At 63.4% G+C, this 14,089-nt stretch carries 12 protein-coding genes; 9 read left to right on the top strand and 3 right to left on the bottom strand.

Annotated elements, in window-relative coordinates; translation table 11 throughout:
• Positions 1 to 6: 6 nt before the first annotated feature.
• Positions 7 to 1,170, top strand: coding sequence for an epoxide hydrolase family protein (locus AB0366_RS01095; protein ID WP_366242380.1), 1,164 nt, complete (start codon positions 7 to 9; stop codon positions 1,168 to 1,170).
• A 57-nt stretch (positions 1,171 to 1,227) separates the two neighbouring features.
• On the opposite strand, the gene AB0366_RS01090 is transcribed toward AB0366_RS01095, so the two are convergent.
• Positions 1,228 to 2,541, bottom strand: a complete 1,314-nt coding sequence (locus AB0366_RS01090; protein ID WP_366242379.1) for a lipase family protein — start codon at positions 2,539 to 2,541, stop codon at positions 1,228 to 1,230.
• A complete protein-coding gene (locus AB0366_RS01085) occupies positions 2,538 to 3,101 on the bottom strand; it encodes a TetR/AcrR family transcriptional regulator (RefSeq protein ID WP_366242378.1) in 564 nt (187 codons plus the stop codon). The genes AB0366_RS01090 and AB0366_RS01085 overlap by 4 nt, the downstream gene beginning before the upstream one ends.
• Positions 3,102 to 3,180: 79 nt before the next feature.
• Here AB0366_RS01085 and AB0366_RS01080 point away from each other — a divergent pair, with 79 nt between their 5' ends.
• The 8 genes from AB0366_RS01080 to AB0366_RS01045 all read left to right on the top strand — a co-directional run bounded on the left by AB0366_RS01080 (position 3,181) and on the right by AB0366_RS01045 (position 12,780).
• Positions 3,181 to 3,978: an SDR family oxidoreductase gene (locus AB0366_RS01080; protein ID WP_121872601.1), complete on the top strand. Its 798-nt coding sequence runs from the start codon at positions 3,181 to 3,183 to the stop codon at positions 3,976 to 3,978.
• A gap of 41 nt (positions 3,979 to 4,019) precedes the next feature.
• Positions 4,020 to 4,970: an alpha/beta fold hydrolase gene (locus tag AB0366_RS01075; protein WP_366242377.1), complete on the top strand. Its 951-nt coding sequence runs from the start codon at positions 4,020 to 4,022 to the stop codon at positions 4,968 to 4,970.
• Between the two features lie 580 nt (positions 4,971 to 5,550).
• A complete protein-coding gene (locus AB0366_RS01070) occupies positions 5,551 to 6,708 on the top strand; it encodes a GGDEF domain-containing protein (RefSeq protein ID WP_366242376.1) in 1,158 nt (385 codons plus the stop codon).
• A 226-nt stretch (positions 6,709 to 6,934) separates the two neighbouring features.
• Complete coding sequence (locus tag AB0366_RS01065; protein WP_366242375.1) at positions 6,935 to 7,336, top strand: DUF427 domain-containing protein; 402 nt, start codon at positions 6,935 to 6,937, stop codon at positions 7,334 to 7,336.
• A gap of 183 nt (positions 7,337 to 7,519) precedes the next feature.
• Positions 7,520 to 9,628, top strand: a complete 2,109-nt coding sequence (locus tag AB0366_RS01060; protein WP_366242374.1) for a hypothetical protein — start codon at positions 7,520 to 7,522, stop codon at positions 9,626 to 9,628.
• Between the two features lie 127 nt (positions 9,629 to 9,755).
• Positions 9,756 to 11,264, top strand: a complete 1,509-nt coding sequence (locus AB0366_RS01055) for an acetyl-CoA acetyltransferase (RefSeq protein WP_366242373.1) — start codon at positions 9,756 to 9,758, stop codon at positions 11,262 to 11,264.
• Between the two features lie 40 nt (positions 11,265 to 11,304).
• Positions 11,305 to 11,904 (top strand): TetR/AcrR family transcriptional regulator, encoded by a 600-nt coding sequence (locus AB0366_RS01050; RefSeq protein WP_121870590.1) that lies wholly within the window; start codon positions 11,305 to 11,307, stop codon positions 11,902 to 11,904.
• Positions 11,905 to 11,988: 84 nt separating this feature from the next.
• Positions 11,989 to 12,780: an enoyl-CoA hydratase-related protein gene (locus AB0366_RS01045; RefSeq protein ID WP_366242372.1), complete on the top strand. Its 792-nt coding sequence runs from the start codon at positions 11,989 to 11,991 to the stop codon at positions 12,778 to 12,780.
• An 18-nt stretch (positions 12,781 to 12,798) separates the two neighbouring features.
• On the opposite strand, the gene AB0366_RS01040 is transcribed toward AB0366_RS01045, so the two are convergent.
• Complete coding sequence (locus AB0366_RS01040) at positions 12,799 to 14,088, bottom strand: MFS transporter (protein ID WP_366242371.1); 1,290 nt, start codon at positions 14,086 to 14,088, stop codon at positions 12,799 to 12,801.
• Position 14,089: the final 1 nt, after the last annotated feature.

Genomic DNA, 14,089 nt, shown 5'->3' with positions numbered 1-14,089 from the left:
CAGTTCATGACAATCACCGCGCCTCCCGTCCCATTCGTCATCGATGTCCCGCAGTCCGAGCTCGACGACCTGACCCGTCGTGTTCGCGACGCACGTCTGCCCGAACCCATCGGTGCCGACGACTGGACTTCCGGAGTCCCGATATCCGTCCTGCGGTCTATGGCGACCACTTGGATCGACGATTTCAGTTGGCGGGAGGTGGAGAAGCAGCTCGCGTCGTTCCCTCAGTACCTGGTGGAGATCGACGGGCAGCGCATCCACTATCTGCACGTGCGGTCGTCGCGTGCCGACTCGACTCCCGTGCTGCTGTGTCACGGGTGGCCGGGGTCGTACCTCGAGTTCCTCGACATCGTTCCACTGCTGACCGAGCCGGACGACGCCGAAGTCCAGGCCTTCGACGTGATCGTGCCATCGGTCCCCGGATTCGCCTTCTCCACACCGCTGGTCGACGACGGGTGGAGTACCGATCGCGTCGCGCAGGCGTTCGTCGAGCTGATGAGTTACCTCGGATACGGCTCCTACGTGGTGCAGGGCGGTGATTACGGTGCCGGACTAGCGCCGGCGATGGGCCGTCTCGATCCGGAGCACTGCACGGCCATTCATGTCAACGGGTCCATCGGTGCACCCTTTCAGGAACCCGACGAGGCGGAGCAGAAGCGTTGCACCGAAACCGAATTGGACCGCTACCGTCGGGTGGGCGAGTTCATGGAATCGGAGTTCGGGTACATCTCCATCCAGTCGACGCGTCCGCAATTGATCGGTGCTGCCCTGACCGACAGTCCGATCGGTCAGCTGTCATGGATGCTGGACAAATTTCGCGCCTGGACCTACCCGTTCGACGAGGAACCGGATGGCACCCTCGGCCGCAATCGGATACTCGCCCACGTCACCCTGTACTGGCTGACGCGGAGCGCCGGGAGTGCCGCCTACACGGTGTACGCGGCCGAGGGAGGGGCTTGGGCCGGTCCGCAGGCAAAGCCGTCGCAACCGGTCGGTGCCATCATGTTCGCGCACGACATCGGAATCAGGCATCTTGCGGAACGCGAGTTCGACATCGTTCACTGGACCGAGGTGCCGGATCACGGTGGTCACTTTGCGGCGATGGAGGAGCCGGCGCGTCTTGCCGCGGATCTGCGCTTGTTTCTGTCCGCGCTACCGTCGGGTCGCTGATTAGTGTCTCGGACCGACTCGTGTTGGGCGTTTTTCGGATCTCGATGTGGTTGTGTATCAACCGATTCGGCCGGCGAACGCGCGTCCAGTGGACACAGCGAGCCCGAGCAATCCGCGCAACCCCGGCAACGATCCCGCCAGTGACCACACGGTGTTCGTCGACGATTCGTCGGTCGGCTTGCCCGCGAAGCGATCCGAGAGCCAGTCCAGAGTGACGGGGGCCGCGATCGGGTGCAGCGACAGGTGTTCGCTGAGGCGATCACGGATGTACGTGACATTCGCTCCTGCAGCACGATACCGGCGCACTTGCCCGTCGACGTCGTCCACGTCGATCATCGGATCATGCACCGCCTGCACTACGAGAAGCGGAAACTTGGGTGCCGACTTCCCGGGCTGAATATCCTGAAAAACCTGCACCATCTCGGGTGTCGCCAAGAGATCTGCCATCGGGATATCGAGGTGCCGCTCCAGATCGTGCATCACCATGGACGCGACGGCGTGCACTGTCGTCTTGCGGTGCAGGGATGAGAGGGCCTCGAGCCCCGAAGCGGCGACGTGTTCGCGAACGAGGCGGTCGAGTTCGGGGTAGGTGCGGCGTAAGCCCTCCACCACCATTGCGGGCAACGCCGCGAAGATCGTGCCGTTGAGGCGGGAGAATGCAGACCCGGGATCGCCGACGGGTGATCCGAGTGCAGCGCCGACGATATCGAGTTCGGGGGCGTAGTCGGCCGCAACCTCGGCGGCCCATGACGTCGCCAATCCGCCGCCCGAGTACCCCCACAGCGCGACAGGGGTGGTGTCGGCGAGGTCGAGCGGCTCGAAAGACAGTGCCGCGCGGACTCCGTCGAGTGTGCAGTAGCCGGGCTCGATGGGTGCTCCCCACTGCCCGTTCATGCCCTCGTGATCGGGAAGGGACAGAACCCATCCGCGGCGCAGTGCGTACAGGATGATCATGAACTCGAACTGCGGTACGGAGCCGACGGCTCGAGCGCCCGCCCGCAGGACATAGGACGGGAAGCATCGATCCGACACGGCGTCGATCGCGCACTGGTAGGACAGCAGAGCGCGTTGCGGTCGCGCTCGGCCCCCGACCGGAAGAACCACCGTCGTGACCGCGACACGCGCTGCCCCGTCGAGGCTGGTGGTCCGGTACAGAAGTTGCCACGCCGACACCTTCTGTCGAATGACACCGAACAACGCGAGGGTCACCTCGCGGGACCGCAACACGGTCCCCGGCTTCGCGCGCTCGAAACCGGCAGGGGCCCGATAGAACGGGTCAACGCTGGGAATCGCGATGATCGATTCCGAGTCGGCATGGTCGGCCGAGGCTCGCGGACGACCGGTCGACGCGGTATCGGGTTCGGTACTCATAGTGGATTACTTCCTGGTGCGGGTGTGATGGTGTCGACGAGTTGGTCGATGACAGCTCGGGAGACTTCAGGTGATGCTGCGTGAGTCAGCAATCCTTCGACGACGAACGTACCGATGCGGAGCATGGCGTCGGCCGCCTCCCCGGACAGGCCTGCAGCTTCGATATCGGCGGCGAACAGCGATTCCGCGAAGGCATGAAACCCGTTGTGCCATTGATCGATGGCCTCGGACTCGGTCACCCGATCGTGCACGGTGGAGACCAACGGACCAACTCTTCGCAGTCGCTCCACCAGCCAGAACAGCCGGTCGGCCAGTGGTAGATCGACGATTTCGAAGAAGTCTTTGGCATCCTCGGCGGCGATGGCCGTCAGAACAGCGACCAGGATGTCGTCCTTGTCGCCGAAGTACCAATACAACGTATTCGCGGTGACGCCTGCTGCTTTCGCAAGACGGCTGATCGAGGTGCGATCGAAGCCGTCGGACACGAACATCTCGCGGGCGGCGATCACGATGTCCTCTCGCTTGCTCTCCCGGTCGTGGAGTCCGCGATTCCTGGGCATACGACCGACTATATCTTGAATGGTCTTCAAGAGCCTGCTACCGTCCCTTGGATACCGTTCAAGAGTGGAGGCCAGTTCGATGTCGAAGACCGGAAGAACCGCGCTGATCACCGGCGCGTCAGCGGGCATAGGCGCGGCTTTTGCCCGACACCTCGCGGCCGAGGGGCACAACCTCGTTCTCGTCGCGCGACGCGAGGACCGACTCATCGCGCTGGCCGACGAGCTGTCGTCCCAGCACGATGTGCGATGCGACGTCGTACCCGCGGATCTCGCCGATCGTTCCGCGCCCCGGGCCATCCTCGAGAAAACGAAATCCCTCGGCGTCGACGTCGATATCCTCGTCAACAACGCGGGCATGTCGGGGAACTCCACGTTCGCAGATGCGCCGTTCGACGCGCTCGCTGCGGAGATACAGGTGATGATCACTGCCGTCACCGAACTCACTCATCTCACGGTGCCCGGCATGAAAGAACGCGGATACGGCCGGGTCGTGAATCTGTCGTCGCTGGCTGCGTTGCTTCCACCTGGTGCAAGTCTGCTGTACACCGGAATCAAGTCCTATGTGCTCGACATGTCGCAAGCACTCGACATGGAGTTGCGGCCGCACGGCATCCACGTCACTGCGCTCTGCCCTGGTTTCACCCACAGTGAGTTCCACGACGTCATGGGAACCCGGGATGCAGCGACCTCCAAGCTGCCCTCTGTTCTGTGGCAGACCCCCGAGGATGTCGTCCGCGAAGGATGGCGGGCAGTGAACAACGGCACGCCGGTGTGTGTGCCCGGGATGGTCAACAAGGTGACTGCTGCTGCCGCGAAGCCGATTCCGACTCGCATCGGGTACTACCTCGGCAAAACGCTCAACCCTTTCAAGCTGTGAGATCCGATCGCCACCCTGCTGCAGAACAGAGAGACAAACGCATGACCGCCGAAGAACACACCGGCTTCACCCGTACCGAAACCTCGTTCGTGTCGGACGGAGTTCGTTGCGCGGCAACGGTCTTTCGTCCCGCTGTAACCGCCGCCAGGCCACGGCCGGCAATCGTGATGGCACACGGATTCGGCTCACCCAGGGCGATGCGCCTGTACGCGTACGCCGAGCGTTTCGTCGAGGCCGGCTACGTGGTCTGCGTCTTCGACTATCGGTACTTCGGCGACAGTGAGGGCGAACCGCGCCAACTGTTGGACGTGGGTTCGCAGCTTGCCGATTGGCGACACGCAGTTGACTTCGCTCGCTCGCTCGACGGCGTCGACGAGAACCGAATCGTCGGATGGGGCACGTCCTTCGCCGGCGGCCACGTACTCACGTTGGCGGGCACCGGCGTTCGCTTTGCAGCGGTCATCGCGCAGGTGCCCCACATCGACGGCATCGCCGCTGTTCGCGCGACCGGGTTCAGGCAGGCGTTGAGGCTGGCTCCGGCCGCCATCACCGACAGCATCCGCGCCGCCCTCGGGCGATCGCCGCACTACGTCGACAGTGTCGGGCTACCTGGCACCCGCGCTGTGATGGTCTCACCCGACGCGATGAAAGGGCGTGACCGCTTGGTCCTCGAGTCGGGTCTGACCGACGGCGACTACCCCGAGACCGTGGCGGCGCGGATACTGCTGAAAATCTGGCGGTATTCCCCGGGCCGCACGATGTCTGCGATCGACTGCCCAACGCTGGTGCAGATCGCGTCCGAGGATTCCGTCACCCCGGCGTCCGTCGCGGAACGCGCCGCGGCGAAAGTTCGCAAAGCCACGGTACGCACCTATTCAGGCGGTCATTTCGATCCGTACGTCGAACCCCTGTTCTCCTCGGTGATCGGTGATCAACTCGCATTCCTCGCCGACAACGTGCCTTTGAAATTGCGGACGGTTTCTTCCATCTGATCGTGCGGTTCGCTGCACCCGTCGTTCTCGGATTGGATCACCATGCCCGACGGCACGAACAACTCTGAACTTTGGCTGTTGCGAACATATTTCGGTGGTGACGACGATTCCGCGTGGACCAGCCTGACGGAGCAGGCCCGCCACACGCGATCTTCGGTGTCAGGTGCCGCGTTGGTCGTGTCCTCGGACCGAACGCAGTGTCAGCAACGTATTCGTCGGGTCCTCACGCGACTGGCCACGCGTGCCGAGGCGAACGACGGCTTGTACGTTGTCATTGCAGACAAGCAGACGTTCGTGCGCCACGATCGAATGCTGCTCACCATCGATTGTTCTGCAGTGACACGAAACGCCGAACGCCTTCCCACAATCCGTATGGCCCCGCCCAGTGCCTTTCGGTTGGGGATCGATGGCCGATCACCGAATACCGGGCGCTCGAGCGAGCCGGTTCGCCGACCGACAACGGAAGTCGAACCTGCACAGATCGATTCCGAGCGAACGGTCGCCGAACTCACGGCAAGCGTCGGCGACGCGATCCGAGCCAGTCTGCGGTGGCGAACGGAGATGACGCGAGACGGTTCCTGTGGGTAGACACCGGGAATCGCCGGGAAGGACGACGGCAACCGACATTCCGGCGGACGCTCGGACGTACCAGGAATCTCCCGACCCGCTGCTGCGAATAGGCGTCGTCGTTCAAACATTGCTGTTCGGGCTCGTCGGCATCGGCACCACCTTCACGCAGGACGGCCCCACCGACGGTCTCGGCACCGTGCTCACCTACGCCGTGTGCATCAGCACGATTCCCGTTGCATGGATCATGAGCAAAGCCGACTACCGGATGGACTTGTGGTCACGCCGGGCACCGGTCAACAACTGGTTCGTCGTGTACTGCGAACTCGGTGTCACCGTCGTGACCGCAACGTATTCCGACCCGTTGGCGGCGCTTCACGGCGCGATGCTGCTGGCGCTGGTCGGTGCGTACGCTGCCCACTTCGCCCGACCGAAAGTGATCTGGTTTCACGTCGTGTGGAGTACCGTCTTCGTGCTCGGACTCGGAGCCCGGGCGTTGGCAAGTGCCTCGACCGACACCGTATCGATCGTCCTGCGAATGTTGGTGGCCGTCATCGTGATCAACGGCGCTGTCACACTGCTGTCGGCGTACTCGCGGGCGGTGTTGAAGTCCTCTCGGGTACACCTGTCCGATGCGATGACGGATCCGTTGACCGGAGTGCTGAACCGGAGGGGCCTCGAGGCCAGAGCGCTCGACACCGGCGACGGCGCTGTCCACCCCGCGATCTTGCTGATCGACATCGACCATTTCAAAGCGGTCAACGACCACCATGGCCATTCAGCCGGTGATGTGGCATTGAGACTGACCGCGATGCGTCTGACCATGTCTGCCGGCCGGGACGCCGTCGTCGCAAGACTGGGCGGCGACGAATTCGTCGTCCTCGTTCCGGACCCGACGCCGACCCTCGGCGAGTTCGCAGACAGGTTGCGTCGTGCCGTACACAACGTCGACGACGACATCGCGATCACGGTCAGCATCGGCGGTTCGTTGCCGCACATGGACCGCAGCACTTCCCGGGAGATATTCGACGGGACACTGGCCGCCGCCGACGCTGCTCTCTTCACTGCAAAACGCAACGGCCGCAACCGTATCGCTCTGGATCGTCCACACATCGCGGCGAGTTCGGATCGAGAGTCCGAGACCGATCGCGGTGGAGGCGCTGGTCGTTGACGTGACTGGAAGAGTGGAGGGCTCGCTTCTGGGTTGCAATGCCGAGGTTGACCGGGCTCCACTGCTTCCGTACAGCAGTGTGGGTGCTGAGATCGGACGGTGCAGGGAACCATCGGTCGGCGCGTTGCCAAGTGCAGAAAGAAGGAGCCTGCCGCAGGGATGAAAATGTCCAGGGTTGCGGTTGAATCATCCGTCAGCACGACCCGAAAAGTGAAAGGCATGCACCGTGTCCGAACGCGTCGTCCTCGAACCCAACGCCGAGCACCCGATCACCGTCGAGCCCACCGAAGGGCGGGTGACCGTCCACATCAACGGGCAACAGGTGGCGGACAGTAGAAACGCCCTGACCCTGATCGAATCGAGCTACCCTGCAGTTCAGTACATCCCGATGCGTGACGTCGATACACGTCTGCTTCGCAAGAGCGCCACAACCAGCTACTGTCCGTTCAAGGGCGATGCCGAGTATTTCAGCGTCGCCGCCGAATCCGAAACTGTCGCCGACGTCGTCTGGACCTACAACGCACCCTTCCCTGCGGTGGCAATGATCGGACGTCACGTGGCCTTCTATACCGACCGAGCCGACGTCGTGATCAGCGACGTCGACGCGGAACCCGTCAACGTCCCCTGACAATTCGGTAACCGTTGTCCCAGTGTTATCTCTTGGATGCCAACGCCACCGTGGCGGCGACGAAGGGGGAGGATCTCAGCGAACCGCCTCGTTGGAATTCGATAGGCAAGAGACCGTGTGGTCGGGTACTTTTCCATCATGGCTCCGACGTGGGAACAGATCCGAGGCGCAAACTACGGCACTATGGGACGCACCGTAGGAGGGACCGTCCACCATTCCGACGGATCCCGGCAAACGGTGATGCACATACCGGACGAGACGTGGCGACACGAAAACGCCTCCGGAGAGCCCACATTCATCGAAAATGCCACCGACAGGTGGTCCCGTGACGCCGACGGGACGATGATTCACGCCGTCAAGTCTCCCCACACCGTTTATGCCGTCATGGGGGTCGGCCTCCCGTCCCAACTGCTGCGCGCATACGACACATTCCCGCCCAAATCCTCGCACGGGTTCGACCATCAGCGGTTCGTCGCTCCCGGTGCGCCCAGAGAAGTGACCGTCCGCGGTCGCGCTGGATGGGAAGTCACCGCGCTCGACCAACATGCGAACGATCAGGCTGTCTACGTGTTCGATGCCGAACTCGGTGTCGCACTTCGATGGCAGAGAGGCGAAGACTGGATCGAACTCGAGCACCCCACCCTCGACGAGCCATTCGATCCGAATCTGTTCGAGTGGACAGGCCCCTCACGCCCAGCCGAAGACGAGATGGAGAAGCTGCGCCGCGAGCACGAAGAACGGCAGCGTGCGCTGGATGGTATTCCGAAAGCGATCCCGACATGGCTGCCGTTGCAGACGTATGTTCAGGTGCAGTCGGGCAATCCGCGTACCGGCGAGCTCAGTCTGTCGATCGGCGGGAACGCGCCTCAGTTCACCCTGCGCCGCTGGACAAACGCTATCGGCGAGCCGACCCTCGAGTGGCCGAACGACTCGACACCTGAACGCTACCGGCAGTCCATCGGTGATTGGACCTATGAGATTCGTAGCTACCAGGACATGGACGAGGGCGACTGCATCCGAATCGTCGAGTCGATCGTTGCCGTCGACCCGCCCGAGCGTGAGGCGGCAGAGATCGTTGCCGAGCTCGCCGCGGAGGAGCACGACCGTCGTGAAGCAGAGGTGCTCGCCACCCTCGGAACCGGGCGGGTCCTTGCTGATCATCTGGAACACCAATCGCTGCTGATCCGGACAGATTTCAGCGACGACGACGCCTGGCGCGCAGTCGCGGTCGCCGCTATGGCCCCGATACCGCAGGGTGACGGCTCCGAATTCGCCGCCTACCTCACCTGCATCGACAACTCGGAGAACGACGGCATGACCGTCGAGGGATTGCTCGAAACCATCGGCGAGCCACCGCCTTACTATGCATTTCTCGTCGACGCCGAAACTGTGACCAATCCTGAAATGCCGATTGTTGCCGTCTACACCGGCCCCGACTATTCAGAGCGACCCCGCGGCAGGGCTTTCCGTGTCATCCCATCGGAGATGTGGTCGGTGGAGAACAATCTGTCCATCGCGAACATGGACTTCGAGTCATTCGCAGACAGCGCTGACCACGATGGAATCTTTCGGGGATTCCCCGAACCCGCGCGCCCAGTCGAGGAAGTGACCACACGGGAGATTGCAGAGTGGATCGCGGGCGACCTGCACACCGATGCGCTGAAAGAATTTCACGCGGTCATCGCAGGGAGGAAGTACCGCTACCCGGTGCAACTGTTCGAGGCCGACTTGGCAGAGGTTCACGCGCGTACTCGCGACGCGCACGGCGGCACCGCGGATATGCTCGGTTACGACGAGTTCTTGGAAGCGACTGCACCCGGTGGCTCGGCGTTGAGCGGTAGCGTCCCGGCGCACCAGTCGTACTGGTGGTTCGTCCTCGAACAAGACTCCCACCGTCCGATCGCCGCGTATCGGATCGTGTACCAGCCGTACACCCCGCCACCGCCCGAAGATGGTGTGCCGCAGACGTTGAGGTTCGAGGTTCCGTTCGTCAACACCGAGCCAGTCTCGGAGTTGCTTCTGACGGACGATGACGACCTGGTCGACCGCGGTGTAGTCCAGCGCGCCGTCTTGGCCGAGGCCGCGCGTTTACACGAGGGGGTCGAAATCGCCGGCGGAGAGCCTGTCATGCAGCGCATCCCACGCCTCGAAGGCCTCAGCATTGGTTGTCACCTTCGGATCGACGGTCAGCATGTGTTTTACGTCGCCATTGTGACCGACGTCCACGACGAATTCATTGTGAAAGAAGTGCCGCCCACAGGCATGCGGATCGTCGGACCGGGAGAGCCGTAGCCGGACCGACGCGACCCCAGAATCAGGCCGATGGCCACCCGAACCTGCGCGGGGCCAAGGCCCACGTCGTCGTGCGAGATCGAGTAGTCGGAATTGCGGACAATCCCTGTCTGTATATGCTGTGAGCATGTCCATCAGTGCGCAACGAGTCCCAGTCATCGTGGGTGTGGGTGACCTGAAGTTCGCAGGCGTCGGGCCTGCACAGAGCGCCATTGAACCTCTCGAGCTCGTTCTGCGCGCTGTGGACGCAGCGATCGATGACGCTGGGGCACACGGCCTGAAGCACAAGCTCGACGCTGTGCACGCTGTTCGCACCACGAGCTGGAATTACGACGACCTTCCATCCCTGGTTGCCGAGCGGCTGGGCGTCACCCTCACTTCCCGGTCGACCAGCACCATCGGCGGGCACCACCCTGCGCGTCTCCTCGACCAGGTAGGCCGAGACATCGCCGAAGGGCTCACTACTGCAGCACTGGTGGTGGGCGGCGAGGCGCAGGCCTCGGTCCGCGCCCTGATGAAGGCGGGTGTGGACCCCGGTGAGTCGGGTTGGACCACCGCACCGGGAGGCCCTCCGTCGTTCTCGCCCGAGGACCTCGGCAGCGCCGAAATGCAACGAGCAGGAATCCTGGCACCGGTACAGATCTACCCGCTCTTCGAGAACGCCCGTGCTCACAGCCGTGGACTGACCCCCGAACAGGCACTGCGCGAATCGGCCGACATGTACTCCCGCTTCTCGGCAATCGCGGCCGAACATCCTGTTGCGTGGAGTCCTGTCTTTCGCACGCCGGAGGACATCGGCACTGTCACGTCGTCGAACCGGCCTGTGTCCGATTGCTATCCATTGTCGATGAACGCCATGCCGTTCGTCGATCAAGCAGCTGCGGTCCTGGTCTGTTCGTTGGCGACCGCTCGCGAAGCCGGTGTGGCAGAGGATCGGATGGTGTACCTGTGGGGTGGTGCGGGTGCCGTCGACAATCCGGATGTGTTGGCGCGCCGGGTTTTCGACGACAGCTCGGCTCTCCGTGCAGCCGTGCAACGCGCCTTGTCGAGAGCCGATGTCACCAGTGCGAACCTTGCATTCGTCGACGCGTACAGCTGCTTCCCGATCGTGCCGGAGCTATTGGCCGACGAGCTGGGCCTGGCCGAGGGCGCGACTCCCACTGTCCTGGGCGGACATTCGTTCTTCGGCGGACCGTTGAGCAGCTATTCGCTCCACGCTGTAGCGGAGTCGACGCGGCTGCTGCGAAAGAACTCAGGAGTCGCGTTGGTTCATGCGAACGGCGGCTACCTGACGTATCAGCATGTGGTGCTGCTGGCCACGACAGCTCATCGCGACGGATACATCGGCGACCCGGAGCCGGTGGACTCCTCGGGCACGCCGGCACATGTCGCGCATGGCTACTCGGGGAAGGCGACGATCGAGACCGCCACGGTCACGTACGACCGCAGCGGCCTGCCGGAGCAAGCGTTCGTCGTTGCAGCAACAGGCGACGGGGCGCGGGTGGCGGGCCGAGCCGGACGTGAATTCGCAGCGACGCTTCACGACCTCGTGTCCGGGCGGAACGAGTCGGCCGTCGGACGCCGAATCGACCTGGTGGACAACGAAGGGAACCTTGCCGTCGACCTCTGCACGTAACCGTGGAGTCCGGTAGGCAGACGGGTGAGAGGATGCAGTCATGTCTCAGGAGTCTCCGCGCGGACCGGGACGTCCCCGTGACGCGGACATGGAGGACCGCGTGTATGCCGCTGTGCTCGAGGTGTATTGGGAAACCAGTTGGCGAGGCTTCACCTTCGACGCAGTCGCGCGGCGGGCCAAGGTCGGCAGAGCCGCGCTCTATCGCCGCTGGGCCGACAAGGAAGAGCTCTTGGTTCAAGCGCTCGAAGCCCGGTCGCCGCTGTCCACGCCGATCGACACCGGATCGGTCCGCGGTGACCTCGTCGAACTCGCGGAGCAATTGGCCGTCGGCTACGGAGAGCTCTCCGGCTTGGTCTCATTGCGGGTGACTCTCGACGCGAGGGTGAATCCGGACCTGTTGTCGCATCTCACCGAGACTCTCAATCAGAGCCGCTTGGTCACTACCCGGCGCATCGTCCGCCGCGCGATTGCGCGAGGAGAGCTACCGGAGGGCACGTCGACGACGTTGCTGCTCGAACTCGTGACGGGTGCGGTATTGGCACGTGCGCTGTTCTCGCAAGCGCACGCAGGCGCGAGAAGTCGCGCCGCCGTGAGCCACTCGAAACTGATCGTCGACACCGTCCTGCGAGCGTTGAGCTAGCCGATGAACGACCGAACCATTGCAGACAGTGACTGTCTGAATTAGTGTTTTCAGGTCTCACGGCCCGAAGAAATGAGGATCGACGTGTCCCAAGTGGTACTCACCGAAGTGCGGGGACACACCCTCGTCGTCACCATCGATCGGCCGGAGGCGGCCAACAGCATCAACGCCGATGTGCATCGCGGTTTGGGCGCGGCGTGGGAGCGTGCGCAGAAGACCGACGACATCCGCGTCGTGGTGTTGACGGGTGCAGGCGACAAAGTCTTCTGTGCCGGAGCCGATCTGAAAGCCCTGGGAACGGCCGGACCCGCCGGAGTGACTCCACCGGACACCGCGCACTGGGGCTTCGCCGGAATCGTCAAGCACCATATCACGAAGCCGGTGATCTGCGCGGTGAACGGTAGTGCACTCGGTGGTGGGACCGAACTTGCATTGGCCGGCGATCTCGTTGTCGCTGCGGATACTTCGAGCTTCGGACTGCCCGAGGTCAAACGCGGTCTCATCGCCGGTGCGGGCGGAGTATTCAGATTGACCACGGCCCTGCCGCGTGCCGTCGCGCTGGAGCTACTGCTGACGGGGGCCGCCATGAGCGCCCAGGACGCGCTCCGGTGGGGATTGGTCAACCGGGTCGTTCCGCAGGCCGATGTGCTGAGCACTGCTCTTGCCCTCGCAGACGTCATCTCCGCGAACGCACCGCTCGCGGTTCAGGCGAGCAAGCGCGTCGCTCGCGGAATCAGTGACGGCGTGATCGAGACGGAAGCCCGCAGCTGGGAGCTCAGTGAACAAGCCCTGGAGTCACTGAGCCGGTCGGCGGACACAGTAGAGGGAATCATGGCGTTCATGCAGAAGCGCGATCCGATCTGGACCGGCAAGTGAACCCCATCATCAGCGGAATCATCTTGCGTCAGGTGCATGCAGTTGACCTTCCGACGTAGACGCCTGGCCGCTACGCAGCTTTCGTCCCGTCGGAATCAGGATCGTCACCCCGGCTCCGATGATTGCAGGCAAGGCGAAAGCCAGAAGCTGAGTGCTGGTTCCGGCACCGGCGGCCACGAACAGTCCACCATAAGTGGGACCGACGATCGCGCCGAGTCGGCCCACCGCGAGTGCGACGCCCAGTCCTGTGGTCCGGCACGACACGGGGTAGTAGCCACCGATGAAGGTGTTCAGCAGGATCTGCGTCCCGGTCGTTCCCATTCCTGCGATCAGCACCAGAACGTACACGATCCCGATCGGGGGAGTGGTTGCGATCAGTGCCAACGACACCGCTGCACAAAGGAATCCGAGGGTAGTCACCGGTTTGATGCCGAACCGGTCGGCCAGATAAGCACCGCCGAGAGCTCCCACTGCACCGCCCACGTTGAGCACCAGCAGGAATGACAGCGCCGCGCCGAGCGGGTACCCGGCCGATCGCATCACAGCGGGCAACCAGGTCGCGACGCCGAACAACACGAGGAGGCACAGCAGGGTCATCACCCAGAAGGACAATGTCACTCGCGCGCGGTTCGCGGTGAACAGTGCACCGATTCCGCGATCGGTCGATTTCGGGTCACCATCGGAATTCTCCACTGCTTCCTTGAGTCCGTAGCGAGACGAGATAGACTGTGCTGCAGCGCTCCTGCCTCGCGAGGTCAGGAAGGCCGGAGATTCGGGGAGATATCTGACCATCATCGGCAGAATCAACAACGCCGGGATCATTCCTGCTGCGAACATTGCTCGGAAGCCGAACGCCGGGACGAGCCACAGCGACAGGATCCCCGCCGCGATACCGCCGACACTGGTGCCCACGAATCCCAGTGCGACCGTTCGTGCTCTCGTGTCCAGGCGGGAGAATTCGATCAGCATCGACGCTGCGGTCGGCATCAGAACTCCCGCCCCGACGCCGACGACGAACCGCGCTGCTCCGAACATCTCGGGCGAGGGCGCGATTGCGCAGCAGCCCATTGCGGCCGAGAACATTGCGACCGCGGCGATCAAGGCGCGTCGCCTACCCCAGCGATCCGCGATGCTGCCTGCGGCCAGGGCTCCGATCAGCATCCCGACTCCCACCACGGACCCCAGGACACCGACCGTGGCCGGATCCAGATCCCACGGCTCGTATGCCAGGAGTGACGGAACCACCGTTCCGTACATCAGAAGGTCGTACCCCTCCAACGTCAACGCCGCCAGGCAGAGTGCAACCACG

It is taken from the genome of Rhodococcus sp. NPDC076796, from assembly GCF_040702765.1.
Taxonomy (GTDB): Bacteria; Actinomycetota; Actinomycetes; order Mycobacteriales; family Mycobacteriaceae; genus Rhodococcoides.
This window is presented reverse-complemented; position numbering and strand designations above follow the sequence as displayed.